Origin of the sequence: Pigmentiphaga litoralis, from assembly GCF_048632615.1 — a bacterium.
Classification (GTDB): domain Bacteria; phylum Pseudomonadota; class Gammaproteobacteria; order Burkholderiales; family Burkholderiaceae_B; genus Pigmentiphaga; species Pigmentiphaga litoralis_B.
Window position 1 is genome coordinate 4,290,363 of sequence record NZ_CP184479.1, and the last position, 18,833, is coordinate 4,309,195.

The window sequence follows — 18,833 nt, forward strand, 5'->3', positions numbered from 1 at the left end:
TCATGGCGTCAGGGCGTCTGCCGGTAGAAATCGCTGCTGAGGTAGCTGCGGCGCACGCGGCGCAGCGCCACCAGCAAGATTGCGCTGGCCGGCAGCGCAAGCAACACGCCAAAGAATCCGAAGACTTCACCGAACACCAGCAAGGCGAGCAGCACGGCCAGCGGGTGCAGGCCGATCCGCTCGCCCACCAGGCGCGGCGTCAGGTAGAAACTTTCGACCGTCTGGCCGATGCCATAGACCACCGCAACCGCCACCACGCCGTACGCGCCATCGAACTGCAGCATGGCGGACACCATGGCAAGGAACAGGCCCAGCGCGAAGCCCAGGTAGGGAATGAACACGAGCAGGCCGGTCAGCGTGCCGACGGGCAGGGCGCTATCGAAGCCCGCGATCGCAAGCCCGGCGCTGTACAACACCGCAAGGATCAGCATCACCAGCAACTGGCCGCGCAGGAATTGCGACATCAGCTCATCGATCTCGGCCACCATGACGCGGATGCGCAGGTGCCAGCGCCTTGGCACGGCGCGGTCCAGGCGGTCCAGCAATTGATGCCAGTCCAGCAGCAGATAGAACAGCACGAAAGGCGTCAGGAACATATTGGTGACGAAGTTCAGCATCGCGCCGCCGCCCAGCTTGACATAACTGAGGGCGACCGCCGCCATGTCCTGATGGCCGGCCAACAGGTCCTGCGTCAGTTTGCCCAGGCTGTTGGCCGTGACCTTCAGTTCCAGGCCAAACCAGCGCTTGAGTTGCGGCCCGTACGAGTCACGCAGGCGTTCCAGCCAGACCGGCAATTGCGCAATGACCTGGGTGACCTCGTGCTGGACGAGCGGCACCAGAATCAGCACTAGAATGATCACGGTCAGGAACAGCCCGGTCATCATGACCAGCACCGCCGCCCAGCGCGGAAAGCTGTGCTGTTCCAGCCAATCGACACCCGGCGCCAGCAGATAGCCAAGAATCCCCGCCAGCAGGAAGGGGGTGAGCACCGGCGACAGGAAGTACATCATCAGCAAAAGGGCCAGACCCAACAAAGTCCAGCCCAATGCCTGCAAACGCCGCGTCGGAGTATCGATCATCGTAAAATTATAGCTTTGGGGCGCGTAATAACCGGTATTTTTCGTTTTTCACGCCCCTGCGCTTCACTCCCGCTTAAACTCGCAGGCGTTCCTTTTCACTTCTTCTGGTTATTCCATGTCCGAACAGCAACCTAGCGCTTCTTCCTTAACCTACCGCGACGCCGGAGTCGATATCGATGCCGGCGACGCCCTGGTCGAGCGCATCAAGCCGCTGGCCAAGCGCACCATGCGCGAAGGTGTGCTGGCGGGCATTGGCGGTTTTGGGGCCCTGTTCGAAGTACCCAAGAAGTATCGCGAACCCGTGCTGGTGTCCGGCACAGACGGCGTCGGCACCAAGCTGCGCCTGGCGTTCTCGTGGAACAAGCACGACACGGTCGGCATCGACCTGGTCGCCATGAGCGTGAACGACATTCTGGTGCAGGGCGCCGAACCGTTGTTTTTCCTCGACTATTTCGCCTGCGGCCGCCTGTCGGTCGATACCGCCGCCACCGTGATCGGCGGCATTGCCCAGGGCTGCGAGCTGGCCGGCTGCGCCCTGATCGGCGGTGAAACGGCCGAAATGCCGGGCATGTACCCCGACGGCGAATACGATCTGGCCGGGTTTGCGGTCGGTGCGGTCGAAAAGTCGCTGGCCATCGACGGCAGCAAGATCCAGCCGGGTGACGTGGTGCTGGGCCTGGCCTCCAGCGGCGCGCATTCGAACGGGTATTCGCTGGTCCGCAAGATCATCGACCGTGCCGGCGCTACGCCCGACACCGATTTCCACGGCCAGGCGCTGCGCGATGTCGTGATGGCGCCGACCCGCATCTATGTCAAGCCGGTGCTGCAGGCCATCGCCAAGCACGAGATCAAGGGGCTGGCCCACATTACCGGCGGCGGGCTGCTGGACAATGTGCCGCGCATTCTGCGTCCAGGCCTGAGCGCCACGCTGCACCGCGACGCCTGGAAGATGCCCGAGCTGTTCACGTGGCTGCAAGCCCAGGGCGGCGTGGCCGACACCGAAATGCACCGCGTCTTCAACTGCGGCATTGGCATGGTGATCGTGGTGGGCGCGCAAGAAGCCGATGGCGTGATCGCCACGCTGCGCGCAGCCGGTGAAACGGTGGACCGTATCGGCGAGATCGTCGATGCCGCCGCTGATGGGGTTCAGACCACGGTGGTGTGATGGTCAGGGGCGGGCTGCGTGCAATTGCCAGATGCTCATCACCTGAGTAATGGCGGCCTTCATGGCCGGATACCCCGTACCGTCTCTGGCCAGCGTCGACAGGCCCAGCAGGAAGCTGTCGAGCATCGTGCTCAGCGCACGCGCGTCAACGTCCTTCCGTAATTCTCCCGATGCAATCGCCCGGTCCACGCAGGCCCGGATGCCGGCGCGCGTCCGTGCGCGCGATCGGGTCAGCGGCGCCGTGACGGCGGCCAGCTCGGGGGTCGGGGCGCTCATGGCGCCCAGGCCGACCATGCACCCTTTGGGGTGATCGCGCTCGCATTGCATGCGCGCGGACTGCGTGAACGCCTGTTCGATGGCGGCCCCGGGCGCCAAGGTGGTATCCCACAGACATTCGGTGACCTGCGCATAGGTGGCCAGGTAACGCGCCGTGCATTCCTGGAAGAGCGCTTCTTTCGAGCCAAAGGCCGCATAGAAACTGGGCGCCGAGATCCCTCCGCCTATCGCCGACTTCAGCTGGCTGAGCGATGTGGATTCGTATCCTTGTTCCCAGAACAGATGCAGCGCCTGGTCGATCGCGGCGTCCCGGTCGAACGTGCGGGGTCTGCCCATCTGCGCCATGCCATCCTCCTTGCGATGAGATAAATACTAGTCGATACATAAGTCGTTGACAAGGCCGGCGTGGCGCGCCTACATTCATACCGATCGATACATATGTTGATGACTCCTCATGACATCCCCGACCTACCAAACGAGCGGCGCCCCCGCCGCCCCCGCAGCGCCCCCCGTCCCTGACGACACGCTTCCCGTCGCGGCGCTGCTGGCCCTGGCCATGACAGGGTTTATCTGCATCGTCACCGAAACCCTGCCGGCCGGGCTTCTGCCCCAGATGGCCCGGGGCCTGGCCGTCAGTCCGTCCCTGGCAGGTCAGACCGTAACGGCGTACGCCTTGGGATCGGTAATCGCGGCGATTCCGCTGACCATCGCCACGCGCGGCTGGCGCCGGCGCAATGTCTTGCTGCTGACCATCATCGGGTTTCTGGTGTTCAACACCATGACGGCCCTGTCGTCCGATTATCGGGTGACGCTGCTTGCACGTTTTTTTGCCGGTGTCGCCGCGGGACTGGCCTGGAGCCTTCTGGCGGGATACGCCCGGCGCATGGTGCAGCCGCATCAGCAGGGCAGGGCAATGGCGGTCGCAATGGTGGGCACGCCCGTCGCGCTGTCCTTGGGGGTGCCGTTGGCCACGTGGCTGGGCAGCGCGGTGGGGTGGCGCAGCGCCTTCGGTGTCATGTCGGCGCTGACCTTGGTGCTGATCGTGTGGGTGCTGGCCAGGGTGCCCGACTATCCAGGGCAATCCGGCCGGGGCGGCATGCCCCTGCGCAAGGTGCTGACGACACCTGGCGTGCGGCCCGTGCTGGCGACCGTGATGGCGTGGATGCTCGCCCACAACATTCTTTACACCTACGTAGCGCCGTTCGTGACGCAGGCCGGGCTCGCCCATCGCGTCGATGTCGTATTGCTGGTGTTCGGTGTTGCCGCGCTGGCCGGTATCGGCTTGACCGGCCGGCTGGTGGAACGCCATTTGCGATCCACCGTGCTCGCCTGCCTGGCGATGTTCTTTGCCGTGGCGCTGCTGTTCTTGTGGATGCCGACCGTGCCCGCAGCGGTCTATCTGGGCGTGCTGGTATGGGGCCTCAGCTTTGGCGGCGCGGCAACCTTGCTGCAGACTGCGCTGGCCGATAGCGCGGGCGATGGCGCCGATGTGGCGCTATCGATGAACGTGGTGGCCTGGAACAGCGTGATTGCGGCCGGCGGTGTCGTGGGCGGTGTGTTGCTGGACCGCTGGGGAGCGGGCAGTTTCCCATGGGCGATGCTGGGCCTGCTTGCGCTCGGCCTGACCATCGTGTGGTCGGCCAAGGCCCATGGATTCCAGCCAGGCCCACGCATCGCGGTGGCCGGTCACTGAATTCACACGATCTGCTTCAGCGCCGCGATCAGCGCCCCGCATTCGTCGTCTGTACCGACCGTGATACGCAGATAGGCGTCGATCCGGGGATGCTTGAAGTGACGCACGATCACCTTGCGTTCCCGCAGCGCGGCCAGCAGGTCGGCGCCGGCGTGGGCCGGGTGTTTGGCAAACACAAAGTTCGCGGCTGACGGAATGACGTCGAAGCCTAGGGACTGCAGGTCTTCGGTCAGCTGATCCCGCGTCGTCATGATGGCCTGGCAGGTCTGTTCGAAGTAGTCCCTGTCGTCCATTGCGGCGCTGGCGCCGGCGATGGCCAGGCGGTCCAGGGGTAGGAATTGAAGCTGCTCTTGACGCGTTCCAGACCGGCGATGAGATGGGCCTGGCCGATCGCATACCCGACCCGCAGACCGGCCAGCGAACGCGACTTGGACAGCGTCTGCACGACCAGCAGGTTCGGAAATTCCGCAACCAGGGGAATGGCGGTGTCGCCACCGAAATCGACATAGGCTTCATCGACCACGACGACCTGGTCCGGATGGGCCGCAAGCAGCTTGCGGATGGCGTCCAGGCCCAGCGCCAGGCCGGTGGGGGCGTTCGGATTCGGGAAAATGATGGCGCCGGCGTCCTGCCCGTAGTCTTCGACACGGATGGCAAAGTCGTCGGCCAGCGGAATGGTCCGGTAGTCGATGCCATACAGGCCGCAATAGACCGGATAGAAGCTGTACGTAATGTCCGGGAAGAACAGCGGCTTGTCGTGCTTGAGGAGGCCGACGAAGGTATGCGCCAGGACTTCATCGGAACTGTTGCCCACGAACACCTGATCCATCGGGACGCCATGGAACCGGGCGACAGCGGCCTTCAGGTCGGTCGCGTCCGGGTCGGGGTAGCGGCGCAGGGCGCCATCCGCGGCGGCGCGGATGGCCTCGATCGCGCGCGGTGACGGCGGGTAGGGGTTTTCGTTGGTGTTGAGCTTGACCAGTCCGTCGATGCGCGGCTGTTCGCCCGGCACGTAGGGGGTCAGTTGACGGGTGACGTCGCTCCAGAATTTGTCCATGGTGTGTCTTGACGGTGGGTCTTTGATAACGGCAGTGGGCCTACGGGCGCGCGTGCGCAACCAGTGAGCATAGCAGGCGGACCGGCTCGCCAGCGCAAGCCGGCCGCTGCCGTTGCGTCCGTAGCGGCAGCGGTCGCATCCATCTCGGCATCAGCAGCAGCAACAGCAGCGCGGTCGCGTTCAGGCGGACGCACGCGCCGCCGCCACTGCGCCGCTAGCGTGTCGTCATATAGGGCGCGGCCAAGTCGATCACCCGATGCACCGCATCGGGCGCCAGGCAGTCCACGATGTGCCGGTCGGGCAGGGCGCGCAACCACGTGATCTGACGCTTGGCCAGCTGGCGGGTGGCGGCGATAGCCTGGCCCCGCATCTCGGCGCCGTGGATCGCGCCTTCCAGGTAGGACCATACCTGTCGGTAGCCCACGCAGCGGATAGACGGCAGATCGGGATGCAGTTCGGGCCGCGCGCGCAACGTGCGCACTTCATCGACCAGGCCGTGTTCCAGCATCGCGTCAAAGCGTTGTTCAATGCGGGCGTGCAAGCCGGCGCGGTCCGCCGGCTCCAGGCTGAGGTTCACATAACGCCATGGCGCCGGATCGGCCTGAGCTTTGCCCTGGGTCAGCAGCGCGGACATGGGCTGCCCGGTCAGGGCGTGGATTTCGAGCGCCCGCTGCACCCGCTGGCTGTCATTGGGCGACAGTCGTGCCGCGGTGACCGGGTCAACCTGGGCCAGCTCGGCATGCATGGCAGGCCAGCCGATGTCGGCGGCACGGGCGTCCAGTTGGGCGCGGACGACGGCATCGCCCTGCGGCAAGGTGTCCAGGCCGTCGCGCAGGGCCTTGAAGTACATCATGGTGCCGCCCGCCAGAAGTGGGATGCGGCCACGCGCGCGGATGGCGTCGATCAGCGCCAGGGTATCGCTGCAAAATTGGCCAGCCGAGTAACTGTCTGACGGGTCGCGAATATCCAGCAGATGCTGGGGCACCTGGGCGCGCTCTTCCGGGCTGGGCTTGGCCGTGCCGATGTCCATGCCGCGATAGATCGTGGCGGAATCGACATTGATGATCTCGATCGGCCACCGTGCCGCCAATGCCAGCGTTGCCGCGCTTTTTCCGGCCGCGGTCGGGCCCATCAGGCAGAGAATGGCGCGCGTATCCGCGGTGCGGGGGATAGTTGCCTCGGCAGCGTCGGTCAGGCGTTGCAAGGCAGCCGCCCCGGCAGCTTCAGCCGAGAGCTTCTGGGCAGACGCTGTCGAAGGCATCGCGCAAGCGGCATGGGAATCCCTGTCCGTGACGTTGTCTGCCACCCGATCACCGCCCACGCAGGAACAGCCGGTCCAGGTCCGCCACGCTCAATTGCACCCAGGTCGGCCGCCCGTGGTTGCACTGGTCGGCGCGCTCGGTGGCTTCCATCTGGCGCAGCAGGGCGTTCATTTCGTCATGGGTCAGGCGCCGGTTGGCGCGCACGGCGCCGTGGCAGGCCATGGTCGCCAGCAGTTCATTGCGTTGTTCGGTCAGCAGACGGGAAGCACCCACTTCGGCAAAATCGCGCAACACGTCGCGCGCCAGGGTTTCGATATCGGCCTGCGCCAGCACGGCAGGCACGGCGCGCACGGCGATCGATGCCGGGCCGGCAGGGCGCAGTTCAAAGCCCAGCGCGGCCAGCGGCTCGGCGTGTTCTTCCACAATGGCCACGTCTTTTTCCGACGCCCGGAACACCACCGGCACCAGCAACTGCTGCTGCGGAATCGCCTGGCCGTCCAGGGTGTTCTTGAGCTGTTCGTACACAATGCGTTCGTGCGCCGCGTGCATGTCGACCACCACCATGCCGCGATCGTTCTGCGCCAGCACGTAGATCCCGTGCAATTGCGCCACCGCCATGCCCAGCGGATGCTCGACGCCCTCGGGCAAGGTGCGCGACTGCGTGGCGATGCGGTCCAATGCTGACGCGGCCGCTGGCACGCCCAGGGGCATGACATAAGGTGTCGCTTGGCCGCCTGCCAACGCGGCGTCAGTGCCGTACGCCACCGGCCCCGCCAAGTCCTGCCCGCCGTCGAACACCTGGGCGCCACCGACTGGCTGCCCGTCGTTGCCGTAGGCCGGACCGGCCGGGGCGCCGGTCAGCGGCTCATGCAGGGCCATCAGGCGGTCGCCCAGCGCAGAAGGGTAGCCGGGCGCACGATATGCAGGACGGAAGCCCGCCGCGGCGCCGTCATGCAGGCGAAACGGCAGTTGCGACGCCGTGGCGGCAGGCGCGGGCACGGTCGTGCCCGACAACGCAACGCCCGCTGCATCGCCGTCCGCGCCAGCTCCAGCCGATACGCCGCCCGGCACACCGCCGTCCGGGCCCGCCCCGACGGCACCCTGCAGGCCACCCGTGCCGTCCGGCGAAGCCGTGACTGCCCCCACCACCGCCGACCCCGCCGCATGGGCCAGCGTCTGCCCGATCGCATGGGACACGAAGCGGTACACCGCGCCGCTCTCGCGAAACCGTACTTCGTGCTTGGCCGGATGCACGTTCACATCGACCGCCGACGGCTCGATGTCCAGGAACAGCACGTAGGCAGGCTGCCGGTCGCCGTGCAGCACGTCGGCATACGCCGTGCGCAGGGCGTGGCTGACCGTGCGGTCCCGCACGAATCGTCCGTTCACATACAGGTATTGCTTGTCGGCGCGCGCCCGCGACGCGGTGGGCCGGCAGATCACGCCATGCAGCTGGATTGCTCCCGATTCCACGCTGACCGGCAACCCGCTCTGGGCGAATTCAGGTCCCAGCACGTCGTACACCCGCGCGACCGGCCGCGCGGGCAGCCGCTGCTGGTGCGCCCGATCATGGTGGAACAGCCGGAAGGCGATACCGCTGTGCGCAAGCGCGATCCGTTCAAACGCTTCGACGCAATGACCGAACTCGGTGCCTTCGGACTTGAGGAATTTGCGGCGCGCCGGAACCGCGTCGAACAGCTGGCGCACGTCGATCGTGGTGCCCGGAGGCCCGGAGGCGGGCGTGACTTCCCCGTCTTCCCATTGCCAGGCGTGCGGGCTGTCGGGCGTGCGCGAAATCAAGGACAGGCGCGACACCGACGCGATCGATGCCAACGCCTCGCCCCGAAACCCCATCGACGCCACCGATTCCAGTTCGAGCAGGGATGCCACCTTGCTGGTGGCGTGCCTGGCCACGGCCAAAGGCAGCTCGTCGGGCGGGATGCCGCTGCCGTCATCGGTGACTGCGATCCGCCGGATGCCGCCGCCTTCCAGCCGCACGTCGATGGCCCGCGCGCCGGCATCGATGGCGTTCTCCATCAGCTCTTTCAGGACGGAGGCGGGCCGCTCGATCACCTCGCCGGCGGCGATCTGACTGACAAGGAGGTCCGGAAGGGGGCGATGGCGCGGCGGAGAGACATAAGGCGGATTATAAGTGCTCGGACTGTCGGCTATAGTCCCCTGTTCCTGCGTGGTCTCTCCGTAAGCTGCGCGCCGTCCCACCGTTGTTTCTTATCTGCCGAGACCTATGCTTGAATTTTTGAACATGCTGCTCCACATCGACAAGTCTCTGGGCATCTGGATCGCCGAATACGGCGCCTGGATCTACCTTGTGCTCTTCCTGATCATTTTCGGAGAGACAGGCTTCGTGGTGCTGCCTTTCCTGCCAGGCGACTCGCTGCTGTTCATTGCCGGCGCCTTTGCCGCCACGGGCGCGATGGACCTGTGGCTGCTGATCGCGCTGCTTCTGGTGGCCGCCATCGGGGGCAATACGCTCAACTACATGATCGGGCGGGCGATAGGGCCCAAGGTGTTCTCGCAGAACATCCGCTTCCTGGACCGCAAGGCGCTGACCAAGACCCACGCTTTCTACGAGAAGCATGGCGGCAAGACGCTGGTCCTGGCGCGATTCCTGCCGGTGGTGCGCACCTTCGCCCCCTTCGTGGCAGGCGTCGGCTACATGAACTTCGCGCGCTTCCAGTTCTTTAACGTCGTGGGCGCGCTGACCTGGGTGCTGCTGCTGGTGTTCGGCGGCTATTTCTTCGGCAACCTGCCCCTGGTTCGCGAGCATCTGAATACCATCGTGCTGATCGGCATGGCCGCCGCGATCGTCCCGGTCGTGCTGGGCGGGATCTGGAAACTGACGTCGGGCATGCGCAACAAGGGCGACGCGCCGGCGCCCTGATAGCGCGAGGGCCGCTTCCGGGCAGTCCGCGTCCACAAGCAAAAGCCCCTCGGCCTAGGCCTGAGGGGCTTTTTCAAGCGTAAGCCGGGGTGGCAGTTCGGGCCATGCGAGCGCGGCGGGGCAGTCCTGAGATCAGGCCACCCCGCGATCCGCCTGAGCGGTCAGGTCAGCTTGTTTTTTGCCAGCGGCGGGTTCTTCGCGAAATACCGCTGGATACCCTGCATGATGGCCGTGGCCATCGTGTCCTGGTAGTCGCCGTCCTTCAGCCGCTTTTCTTCTTCCGGATTGCTGATGAACGCCGTTTCGATCAGGATCGACGGGATGTCCGGCGCCTTCAGCACCGCGAACCCCGCCTGCTCGACCTTGGCCTTGTGCAGCTTGTTGATGTTGGACAGCTCGTCCAGCACCGCGCTACCCAGCTTGAGTGAATCGTTGATCTGCGCCGTGGTCGACAGGTCCAGCAGCACGCGGGCGATCTGCTTGTCTTGCGTGCCGATGTTGATGCCGCCGATCAGGTCGGCGGAGTTCTCTTTGTTGGCCAGCCACCGCGCCGCGCTGCTGCTGGCGCCGCCTTCCGACAACGCAAACACCGAGGATCCGCGGGCGTCAGGCTTGATCCAGGCGTCGGCATGCACCGACACGAACAAATCGGCCTGCACGCGGCGCGCCTTTTCGACCCGCACGTGCAGCGGCACGAAAAAGTCGCCATCACGGGTCAACATGGCGCGCATATTGGGCTGCTGGTCGATGCGAGCCTTGAGCATGCGCGCGATCTTCAGGACGACGTCTTTTTCACGCGTGCCGCCCGCACCCACGGCGCCCGGGTCTTCTCCGCCATGGCCAGGGTCCAGCGCCACGGTGATCATGCGGGACACGTTGGGCGAGTACGGCCGCGTCGTGCGTCCGCCTTGCGAGCGCGACGGCAGCGTTGCCGTGGGCATGTTGTCAGCCGCCTGCGGGGAGTGACCACGGGGCCATTGGCCATCGCGCTGCCAGAGCCGCCGTTGGCGCTGCCCATGCCGCCGGGCGCGTTCGCCATGGCGTTGCCGCTGGCGCCGCCGCCCGTGCCAGGGGCCTGGATGCCGTCGTCGCCAGGCACCTTGACGCCATCGCTGCCCGGCACCTTCATGCCGTCGCCGTCGGGGTCCTTGCCTATGTTCTTCAGGATCCGCGCCATGGGATCGTCGTTGTCCTTGTCGGCCAGGGCCAGCAAGGGGTCGCGCTCGATCTTCGGATACAGGTCCAGCACCAGCCGGTGGTGGTAGTCGCCCACGGGCTTGAGCGTGAACACCTGCGGCGCGGTTTCCTGCTTCAGGTCCATGACCAGGCGCACGACGTTCGGCCGGTTCTGCCCGGCGCGCAAAGCCGAGATGAAAGGATCATCCGGACGCACCTTGGACACGAGTTCGCGCAGGGTGGCATTCATGCCGACGCCTTCGATGTCGACCACCAGCCGGTGCGGGTTGGCAAGCACGAAGTGTTCGGTCTTGAGTTCGGTGTCGAGTTCGAGGGTGACGCGCGTGTAGTCGGGCGCGGGCCACAGCCGGACGGCAAGCAGCGTCGCGGCGCGGGCGGCCGTCGGAATCAGCGGTACGAACAAGCCGGCAGCCAGACTGGCGACCAGCCGCCGCCGCGACATGCCGCGCGTCGGAATCGCCTGCGCATCGTCGTAGCACGGCACATCGCCGCCCGAAGGCGGCACGGTGTCATCCGCGATGCTCAAAGCGCCGCGGCGTCGGGAAATAGGTGTGTCAGCCATGCCTGCCCTCGTGCGGTGTACGCCGTCAGCGTCACACCGCGTCCTGCGCCTTCATACGCCAACGCAACATTCAGGTCCGGGACCGGAAGCGCATTGCCCGCACGCTCCGCCCACTCGATGAGCACCAGGGCGTCATCGCGCAGGGCATCGCGAAATCCGGCGTCTAGCCACTCGCGTGGGTCCGTAAAGCGATAAAAATCAAAGTGATAGCAGTATAAGTTCGAAACTTTGTAAGGTTCAACTAGCGTAAAGGTCGGACTTTTGATTCGACCTGTAACGCCTGCCTTCCGCAACAACGCCCGCGCAAAGGCAGTCTTGCCCGCGCCCAGGTCGCCTTCCAGGTGGACGCGCCCCCCTCCATGACGAGCGGTGCCAGGGATTCGGCGAGTCGTTCCGTGTCGGATTCGTCAGGCAGATAGCCTGTGTGGACGAGCGGCGTCATGGTGCAGCATCCCGCCCGGACTGCGCTCGGCTACCATCGCGATATGTCATCGTTTTCTCCTTCTACACCCGCGTCCATCGGGCCGCTCGACCCGGCCGCGCTGGTCGAACAGGTCCGCGCATGGGGGCGGGAACTGGGTTTTGGCGCGGTCGGCGTCGCGGATCTGGACCTGCAGGATGCCGGCGCCCGCCTGCGCCAGTGGGTCGAAGCCGGCATGCATGGCGAGATGGATTATATGGAGCGCCACCTGCCCGTGCGGCTGGCGCCCCAGGAACTGGTGCCCGGCGCCCGGTCGGCCATCATGGTCAGGTTGGACTATGCGCCCGCGCCGGGCGCCGACCTGGCGCGCCGTCAACAGCAAGCGCTTGCCGACGGTGAAACCGCTGTCATGGCCAGTTACGCGCTGGGGCGCGATTACCACAAGGTGTTGCGCCAGAAGCTACAGAAACTGGCCGACCGGATCACCGACGCCATCGGGCCTTTCGGATATCGCGCATTTACCGACTCCGCTCCGCTCATGGAAGTGGAACTGGCCCGCAAGGCCGGCATCGGCTGGCGCGGCAAGCACACGTTGCTGTTGTCGCGTGAAGGCAGCTGGTTCTTTCTTGGGGAAATCCTGACGGACCTGCCCTTGCCGGCGGATGAAGCTCGCGAACCCCACTGCGGCAGCTGCCGGCGCTGCATCACTGCCTGTCCGACGCAGGCCATCGTCGCGCCTTACGTGCTGGACGCCCGCCGCTGCATTTCCTACCTGACCATCGAATTGAAGGGCAGCATTCCCGAAGACCTGCGCCCGCTGATCGGCACCCGGGTCTATGGCTGCGACGACTGCCAGACCGCCTGTCCGTGGAACAAGTACGCGCAGGCGTCGGCAGAACCGGATTTTGCGCCCCGGCATGGGCTCGAGGCGTCTTCATTGATCGATCTGTTCGCCTGGACCGAAGCGCAGTTCGACCAGCGCACGCAGGGCAGCGCGATCCGCCGTGTGGGTCATGAACGGTGGCTGCGCAATATCGCGGTTGGGCTGGGGAATGCTCGGCCGTCGCCCGCCGTGCGCGCGGCGTTGTCGAGCCGCGCGGATCACCCCAGCGCACTGGTGCGCGAACATGTGGCGTGGGCGCTGGCCGCGCTGGACCACCGCGAACGGGAAGCCGGGCAAGGGCTTGCTAGAGCAGCGCCTGCATCCACATCGGAATAGTCACTACCGAAAGCACCGTGCTGGCCGAGATCAACAGCGCCACGATCTCGCCCTGGCCGCCCATTCTTGCGGCCAGCACGTAGGCGCTGGACGCCGTGGGCAGGGCGCCGAACAGCAGCAGCATCTGCCGTTCCACCAGCGTCAGTGGCAGCAGCAGCCCCAACGCCAAGGCCGCCAGCGGCAGCAGCAACAGGCGCACCACCAGTATCCAGTTGATCAGCTTCAGGTTGTCACGCGCGCCGCCCAGCGCGAGCGCCGCGCCCACGCACAGGATGCCCAACGTGATGGCCGTGGACCCCAACCGGGACATCAGCGCATCCAGCGGACCCGGCAGGGTCAGACCCGCCAGGTTGTACAGCACACCGGCGACGGTCGACAGCAGCAGCGGATTGCGGATCAGTTCGCCAAACAGATTAGTCTTGGCGTGACGCGCCAATGCGTACACCGCCATTGCATTGGCCAGCGGCACCGCGAACCCGATCAGCAGCGCCATGGCGCTCAGTCCGGCCTCGCCAGCCAGCCGCGTGGCCAGCGCCAGGGCAATATAGGAATTGAACCGAAAGCCGCATTGCACGGCGGATGCAAAGGCCTGGCCATCCGGCTTGAGCACCGGCCAGGCCAGCCACGAGAGCAAGGCGCCAATCAGCATCATGGCGGCCGCGGCCCAGATCATCGTGGCCGCGGTTTCGAGCTGGATCGGCGTGCGCACAATCGATTGGAACAGCAGCGCCGGAAAGAGCACGTAGTAAACGAGCCGCTCGGTGCCGGCAAAGAATTCGGCGCTGAAGTGAAGCTTCCTTCGCAACAGCCAGCCGATCGCAATCAGGAGAAAGTCCGGGAAAACCAGAAGGGCAATGTGCACAGCGGGGGCAACCTGTTTGTTATTCTCGACCGCATCCCCCGGAGTCAAAAGCTCAGCATCATCCGGTAAAGTGATCACCGGATTTGCCGGACGGGGAAATCTCGCAGGGGACGTCCGCATGCCCTATCCGCGCATGTCGGCACCAACTATCCATAATAAACAGGAGAGTGCATGAAAACCAATGTGTTCAAGCTCGGCCTTCATACCGCCGCCGCGGCGGTCATGGCCGTGACGCTTGCGCCAGGCCTGGCCCAGGCGCAAGCCACCTTCCCGAACAAACCCGTGCGCGTGATCGTTCCGTTTGCGCCCGGCGGCACGACCGACATCGTCGCGCGCCTGGTCAGTGACAAGATGGGCCGTGAATTGGGCCAGCCCTTCGTGGTCGAAAACCGCGGCGGCGGGGGCGGCGCCATTGGCGCCAGCGAAGCCGCGCGCGCCGCGCCCGATGGCTACACGCTGAGCATCGCGACCGTGTCCACCATGGCCATCAACCCCGCGTGCAACCCCAAGCTGGGCTACGACCCGATCAAGGATTTCCAGCCCATTACCAACCTCGCGTACACCGCGAACGTCGTGGCCGTGAATCCCAAGTTCCCGGCGCAGGACTACAAGGGTTTCCTTGAAGAACTGAAGAAGAATCCGGGCAAGTATTCGTACGGCAGCTCGGGCACCTGCGGCATCCTTCACTTCCTGGGCGAGCTGTATCAGGTCGAGACAGGCGCGCAGATCGTGCACATTCCCTACCGCGGGTCGGGTCCGGCAATTGCCGACGCCATGGGTGGACAGGTGCAGATCCTGTTCGACAACCTGCCGTCGTCCATGCCCCATATCCAGAGCGGCAAGCTGCGCGCGATCGCCGTGTCGTGGAAGGAACGCGTCGAAGGCCTGCCTAACGTGCCGACCTTCAAGGAGCTGGGCCTGGCGCCCATGAACGATCCGGCCTGGTACGGTCTGCTCGCCCCGGCCGGTACGCCGGCGGACGTGGTCAAGAAGCTGCGCGACACCGCCGTCAAGGTGCTGAACGACCCGGCGGTCAAGGAAACGCTGGCCAAGCAAGGTGCGGCCCCTGCCGGCAATACGCCTGAAGAGTTCCGCGGCGAAATCCAGAAGGAATTCGACAAGGCCAAGAACATCGTGAAGGCCCGCAACATCAAGCTGGAATGATGACGCCAGGGCGGGCAGGGCTGAGGCTTTGCTTGCTCGCGGATCGCCACCCGCAGATGTTGAAGAACCCGCAGGCATGCTTGCGGGTTTTTTATTGTCTGGCAGTAGTAGCGGGGTGTGCGCGATGCCTGGACACGATCGAGATCGGTGTTCCCTGGGTCTGTTGGCATCCGTAGCCTGCAGCGGCGCCGTGGGCGGCCTTGGCGGCAGTGTGCGGCGCTTGGCGGCAGTGTGCGGCCGGTGTCTTCCCGGTTGGAAGCCATGATGTTTTCGTCCACGGGCCGCGTTGACAAGGCGCGGCCGCATCGCCACCATCGCTGAATGCCTGCTGCTCCTTCCCCGACTGACTTCCCCGCGCTCGCGTCTGCCGACGTTATTTCTGCCCACGCGGCGTGTGCCGATGCCCCGTCCTCTGATCCGACGTCCGTGGCGGCATCCGCCAACGCATCCGCCCTGGCCCCCACTGGGCGTTACGACCCCGTCATCGACGTGTTCATTGATGCCCTGTGGCTTGAAGACGGCCTGTCGGCCAATACCCTGGCCGCCTATCGCCGCGACATGCAGGCTTTCGACGGCTGGTTGCGGCAGGCGCGCAAAGGCCGCCTGGGCGAGGCCAGCGCCGGTGATATCGAATCCTGGTTTGCCGCCGTACATGCCGACACCAAGGCCACGACCGCCAATCGCCGCCTTGCCACGCTGCGGCGCTTCTATCAGTGGGCGCTGCGCACGCACCATGCGGCATCCGACCCCTGCCTGACGCTACGGTCGGCCAAGCAGGCGCCCCGCATGCCCAAGACCCTGTCCGAAGCGCAGGTCGAAGCGCTGCTGACCGCGCCGCAAACGGCTACGGCGCTGGGCCAGCGCGATCGCGCCATGCTCGAGACCTTGTATGCGACGGGCCTACGCGTGTCCGAACTGGTGGGCCTGAAGTCGCTGGACGTCGGCCTGAACGACTGCGTGGTGCGCGTGGTGCTGGGCAAGGGCGGCAAGGACCGGTTGGTCCCGCTGGGCGCTGAAGCCGCGCACTGGATTGCGCTGTACCTGACCGACGCGCGCCCGGCATTGTTGAACGGGCAGGTCAGCGACGCCCTGTTCGTGACCGCGCGTGGCGGACCCATGACACGCCAGGGTTTCTGGCTGATCGTCAAGAAGTACGCACTTGCGGCCGGCATCGCGGCGGCGTTGTCTCCCCACGTGCTGCGTCATGCCTTTGCGACCCACCTGCTGAACCACGGCGCCGATCTGCGGGTCGTGCAGATGCTGCTGGGGCATGCCGACATTTCCACGACCCAGATCTATACCCACGTTGCGCGCGAGCGGCTGAAATCGCTGCATGCCCAACATCACCCCCGGGGCTGATGCCGCCCAGCGATCCGCACCTTGCCTGCATAGTCACCCTCCTTCCTGCCGCCCGCGGCGCACGCGCCGCCTGCCACGCCATGAGCAAAGCCAGACACGTTTCCGAAACCCTTGCGACCCAGTTTCTGCGCCAGCACAAGGTCGCATTCACCGAACACCCCTACGACTACGTCGATCATGGCGGCACAGGGGAATCGTCGCGCCAGATCGGCGTGGACGAGCACATGGTCATCAAGACGCTGATCATGGAAGACGACAACGCCAAGCCCCTCATCGTGCTCCAGCATGGCGATCGCGAGGTTTCGACCAAGAACCTGGCGCGGCAAATCAACGTGAAGAAGGTCGCGCCCTGCAAGCCTGACGTCGCCCAGCGCCACTCGGGGTACCTGGTCGGCGGCACGTCGCCGTTCGGCACCCGCAAGGCCATGCCGGTGTATGTGGAAGCGTCCGTGCTGGACCTGCCCCGGATCCTGATCAACGGCGGCAAGCGGGGCTATCTGGTTGGCATCGATCCGCAGGAACTGGTGCGCCTGCTGAAGGCAACGCCGGTGTCGGCAGCGCTGGAGTAGGCGACGGGGCGTCCGCCGTATTGCGGAATGTCCCGATAAAAAAAGGCCGTGGATGGCCGGCGGGCCTGTCCAGGGATGGGTAGAATTCCCGCCTGTCGCTGCAGCCCGTCGCTGCCCAAGGATTTCTTCGCATGCTTACCGTCGCCGCCGTCGTGCTTGCCTACCTGATCGGGTCGATCTCTTTTGCGGTGGTCGTCAGCCGTGTTATGGGACTGACCGATCCCCGCACGTACGGCTCGAAAAATCCCGGCGCGACCAATGTGCTGCGCTCCGGCAACAAGGCCGCCGCCATCCTGACCCTGCTGGGCGACGGCGCTAAAGGCTACGTGGCCGTCTGGCTGGTGCAGAAGTTCGGCCCTGCCTACAACGTGGGCAATGGCGCCGTGGCCATGGCGGCCCTGGCCGTCTTCATCGGCCACCTGTACCCGGTGTTCTTCCGCTTCAAGGGTGGCAAGGGCGTGGCGACGGCGCTTGGCGTGTTGCTGGCGATCGAACCGGGATTGGGCCTGGCGGTGCTGGCCAGCTGGCTGCTGGTGGCCGTGTTCTTCCGGTATTCATCATTGGCGGCGCTGGTCGCGGCCGTGCTGGCGCCACTGTTCTATGTGTTTGGTCACGACGTCGCCTGGGACGCCGATCCGCGCATCGGCACCGCCATCGCGCTAATGAGCCTGCTGCTGATCTTCCGCCACCGCGAAAATATCGCAAAATTGATGGCCGGCAAGGAAAGCAAGATCGGGTCGAAGAAGAAGGCCTGAGGGCGAGGCGGTTCCGGCCACCTTGGCCACTTGCCGGCCTTTTCTAGCTTGTACCTCGGCCTGCAGGCGGTACGCTCAGGCCACCTCGGGCCGCTTGCCGGCGTCTTCCAGGTTCCACCGCGGCTTGACCGTGAACGCCGTGTTGCGGCTGTCCACGTCCACCATGCCAGCCTTCAGGCGCATGGCGGCCGCAAATGCAATCATGGCGCCGTTGTCCGTGCACAACTCCAGCGGCGGAAAGTAGGCCTGGCCACGCAGCTTGGCCAGGCGTTCCGCCAAGCGCTCGCGCAGCAGCCGGTTGGCGCCCACACCGCCGGCGATCACCAGACGCTTCAGCCCGGTTTGCTGCAAGGCCTTGACCGACTTGGCCACCAGCACATCCACGATCGCATTCTGGGTTGCCGCGGCAAGATTTGCCCTGGCCTGCTCGTCGCCTTCGGGCAGCGACTTCATTTTGATCAGCACCGCGGTTTTCAAGCCGCTGAAACTGAAGTCGAGATCAGGGCTGTGCAGCTTGGGGCGGGGCAGGTCGAAGCCGCTGGCATCACCCTGTTCGGCCAGGCGCGACAGCGCCGGACCCCCGGGATAGCCCAGTCCCATCAGTTTGGCCGATTTGTCGAAGGCTTCGCCCGCGGCGTCATCCAGCGTTTCGCCCAGCAGGGTGTAATCGCCCACCCCGTCGACACGCATCAGCTGGGTATGCCCGCCCGACACCAGCAGCGCCACGAACGGAAAGTCGGGGCGCGGCGTTGCCAGCAAGGGGGACAGCAGGTGGCCTTCCAGGTGATGGATGGCAATCGACGGCAAGTCGCGCGACCAGGCGATTGCCTGCGCCACACTGGCGCCCACCAGCAACGCGCCGGCCAGCCCAGGCCCGGCGGTGTAGGCCACGGCGCCCACATCGTCCAGCGTCAGTCCGGCATCGGCCAGCGCCTGCCGTGTCAGGGGCAGAACGCGGCGCACATGATCGCGGGACGCCAGCTCGGGCACGACGCCGCCATATTCCTGATGCATCTCGATCTGGGAATACAGGGCATGGGCCAGCAGGCCACGGTCGGCATCGACGACGGCAACGCCGGTTTCGTCGCAAGAGCTTTCGAATCCAAGAACAATCATGATGAGGCCACGGCTAGGCAGAGCGGGAGCAGGAACGGCGCACGTGGGATTGCTGAGCAACTCACCGCGACCCCTGCACCCGCCAGCAGGGCAGGGCTTACCCTGAACAGACAGAAAGTGTAGCACCCAGGCGAGCGTGGACTGGCGTTCCTCTTCCAGACCTGCTATATTGGCA

The 18,833-nt window shown here is 65.6% G+C and carries 14 protein-coding genes and 3 pseudogenes; 8 read left to right on the top strand and 9 right to left on the bottom strand.

Annotated elements, in window-relative coordinates:
- Positions 1-8 precede the first annotated feature (8 nt).
- A complete protein-coding gene (locus tag ACNANG_RS19775) occupies positions 9-1,079 on the bottom strand; it encodes an AI-2E family transporter (RefSeq protein ID WP_420224442.1) in 1,071 nt (356 codons plus the stop codon).
- Positions 1,080-1,194: 115 nt separating this feature from the next.
- Here ACNANG_RS19775 and purM point away from each other — a divergent pair, with 115 nt between their 5' ends.
- Positions 1,195-2,244, top strand: a complete 1,050-nt coding sequence (purM, locus tag ACNANG_RS19780; RefSeq protein WP_420224443.1) for a phosphoribosylformylglycinamidine cyclo-ligase — start codon at positions 1,195-1,197, stop codon at positions 2,242-2,244.
- Between the two features lie 3 nt (positions 2,245-2,247).
- On the opposite strand, the gene ACNANG_RS19785 is transcribed toward purM, so the two are convergent.
- Positions 2,248-2,865: a TetR/AcrR family transcriptional regulator gene (locus ACNANG_RS19785; protein ID WP_420224444.1), complete on the bottom strand. Its 618-nt coding sequence runs from the start codon at positions 2,863-2,865 to the stop codon at positions 2,248-2,250.
- A 109-nt stretch (positions 2,866-2,974) separates the two neighbouring features.
- On the opposite strand from ACNANG_RS19785, the gene ACNANG_RS19790 reads away from it, so the two are divergent.
- A complete protein-coding gene (locus tag ACNANG_RS19790; RefSeq protein WP_420224445.1) occupies positions 2,975-4,213 on the top strand; it encodes an MFS transporter in 1,239 nt (412 codons plus the stop codon).
- A 2-nt stretch (positions 4,214-4,215) separates the two neighbouring features.
- Here the strand turns inward: ACNANG_RS19790 and hisC are convergent.
- The 3 genes and pseudogenes from hisC to mutL form a co-directional block, all read right to left on the bottom strand.
- Positions 4,216-5,270, bottom strand: a pseudogene (hisC, locus tag ACNANG_RS19795) (histidinol-phosphate transaminase).
- A gap of 214 nt (positions 5,271-5,484) precedes the next feature.
- Positions 5,485-6,402, bottom strand: a complete 918-nt coding sequence (miaA, locus tag ACNANG_RS19800) for a tRNA (adenosine(37)-N6)-dimethylallyltransferase MiaA (protein WP_420227595.1) — start codon at positions 6,400-6,402, stop codon at positions 5,485-5,487.
- A gap of 178 nt (positions 6,403-6,580) precedes the next feature.
- Positions 6,581-8,704 carry a DNA mismatch repair endonuclease MutL gene (gene mutL, locus ACNANG_RS19805; protein ID WP_420227596.1) on the bottom strand — a complete coding sequence of 708 codons (2,124 nt, stop codon included), beginning with the start codon at positions 8,702-8,704 and terminating at the stop codon, positions 6,581-6,583.
- Between the two features lie 73 nt (positions 8,705-8,777).
- Here mutL and ACNANG_RS19810 point away from each other — a divergent pair, with 73 nt between their 5' ends.
- Positions 8,778-9,434: a VTT domain-containing protein gene (locus ACNANG_RS19810; RefSeq protein WP_420224446.1), complete on the top strand. Its 657-nt coding sequence runs from the start codon at positions 8,778-8,780 to the stop codon at positions 9,432-9,434.
- A 161-nt stretch (positions 9,435-9,595) separates the two neighbouring features.
- Here the strand turns inward: ACNANG_RS19810 and ACNANG_RS19815 are convergent.
- Both ACNANG_RS19815 and tsaE read right to left on the bottom strand, forming a co-directional pair.
- Positions 9,596-11,073, bottom strand: a pseudogene (locus ACNANG_RS19815) (N-acetylmuramoyl-L-alanine amidase).
- A gap of 80 nt (positions 11,074-11,153) precedes the next feature.
- Positions 11,154-11,635, bottom strand: a pseudogene (gene tsaE, locus ACNANG_RS19820) (tRNA (adenosine(37)-N6)-threonylcarbamoyltransferase complex ATPase subunit type 1 TsaE).
- Positions 11,636-11,678: 43 nt separating this feature from the next.
- Here tsaE and queG point away from each other — a divergent pair.
- Entirely contained in the window at positions 11,679-12,833 is a 1,155-nt protein-coding gene (queG, locus tag ACNANG_RS19825) for a tRNA epoxyqueuosine(34) reductase QueG (protein ID WP_420227597.1), read from the top strand.
- Here queG and ACNANG_RS19830 read toward each other — a convergent pair.
- Positions 12,802-13,695: an AEC family transporter gene (locus tag ACNANG_RS19830; protein WP_420224447.1), complete on the bottom strand. Its 894-nt coding sequence runs from the start codon at positions 13,693-13,695 to the stop codon at positions 12,802-12,804. The two genes, queG and ACNANG_RS19830, sit on opposite strands and share 32 nt — an antisense overlap.
- Before the next feature lie 171 nt (positions 13,696-13,866).
- Here ACNANG_RS19830 and ACNANG_RS19835 point away from each other — a divergent pair, with 171 nt between their 5' ends.
- The 4 genes from ACNANG_RS19835 to plsY all read left to right on the top strand — a co-directional run bounded on the left by ACNANG_RS19835 (position 13,867) and on the right by plsY (position 17,542).
- A complete protein-coding gene (locus tag ACNANG_RS19835) occupies positions 13,867-14,859 on the top strand; it encodes a tripartite tricarboxylate transporter substrate binding protein BugE (RefSeq protein WP_420224448.1) in 993 nt (330 codons plus the stop codon).
- 426 nt (positions 14,860-15,285) lie between these two features.
- Positions 15,286-16,218 carry a site-specific tyrosine recombinase XerD gene (xerD, locus tag ACNANG_RS19840; protein WP_420224449.1) on the top strand — a complete coding sequence of 311 codons (933 nt, stop codon included), beginning with the start codon at positions 15,286-15,288 and terminating at the stop codon, positions 16,216-16,218.
- Between the two features lie 80 nt (positions 16,219-16,298).
- Positions 16,299-16,787: a Cys-tRNA(Pro) deacylase gene (gene ybaK / locus ACNANG_RS19845; RefSeq protein ID WP_420224450.1), complete on the top strand. Its 489-nt coding sequence runs from the start codon at positions 16,299-16,301 to the stop codon at positions 16,785-16,787.
- 131 nt (positions 16,788-16,918) lie between these two features.
- On the top strand, positions 16,919-17,542 hold the full coding sequence (plsY, locus tag ACNANG_RS19850) for a glycerol-3-phosphate 1-O-acyltransferase PlsY (RefSeq protein WP_420224451.1): 624 nt from the start codon (positions 16,919-16,921) through the stop codon (positions 17,540-17,542).
- Positions 17,543-17,617: 75 nt separating this feature from the next.
- Here plsY and tsaD read toward each other — a convergent pair whose 3' ends face one another.
- Entirely contained in the window at positions 17,618-18,658 is a 1,041-nt protein-coding gene (gene tsaD, locus ACNANG_RS19855) for a tRNA (adenosine(37)-N6)-threonylcarbamoyltransferase complex transferase subunit TsaD (protein WP_420224452.1), read from the bottom strand.
- Between the last annotated feature and the right edge of the window lie 175 nt (positions 18,659-18,833).

Excerpts from the sequence above, each read along its gene's own strand:
- ACNANG_RS19775 (WP_420224442.1), bottom strand. The coding sequence starts at position 1,079 with ATGATCGATACTCCGACGCGGCGTTTGCAGGCATTGGGCTGGACTTTG.
- purM (WP_420224443.1), top strand. The coding sequence starts at position 1,195 with ATGTCCGAACAGCAACCTAGCGCTTCTTCCTTAACCTACCGCGACGCC.
- ACNANG_RS19785 (WP_420224444.1), bottom strand. The coding sequence starts at position 2,865 with ATGGCGCAGATGGGCAGACCCCGCACGTTCGACCGGGACGCCGCGATC.
- ACNANG_RS19790 (WP_420224445.1), top strand. The coding sequence starts at position 2,975 with ATGACATCCCCGACCTACCAAACGAGCGGCGCCCCCGCCGCCCCCGCA.
- miaA (WP_420227595.1), bottom strand. The coding sequence starts at position 6,402 with ATGGGCCCGACCGCGGCCGGAAAAAGCGCGGCAACGCTGGCATTGGCG.
- ACNANG_RS19810 (WP_420224446.1), top strand. The coding sequence starts at position 8,778 with ATGCTTGAATTTTTGAACATGCTGCTCCACATCGACAAGTCTCTGGGC.
- queG (WP_420227597.1), top strand. The coding sequence starts at position 11,679 with ATGTCATCGTTTTCTCCTTCTACACCCGCGTCCATCGGGCCGCTCGAC.
- ACNANG_RS19835 (WP_420224448.1), top strand. The coding sequence starts at position 13,867 with ATGAAAACCAATGTGTTCAAGCTCGGCCTTCATACCGCCGCCGCGGCG.
- ybaK (WP_420224450.1), top strand. The coding sequence starts at position 16,299 with ATGAGCAAAGCCAGACACGTTTCCGAAACCCTTGCGACCCAGTTTCTG.
- plsY (WP_420224451.1), top strand. The coding sequence starts at position 16,919 with ATGCTTACCGTCGCCGCCGTCGTGCTTGCCTACCTGATCGGGTCGATC.
- tsaD (WP_420224452.1), bottom strand. The coding sequence starts at position 18,658 with ATGATTGTTCTTGGATTCGAAAGCTCTTGCGACGAAACCGGCGTTGCC.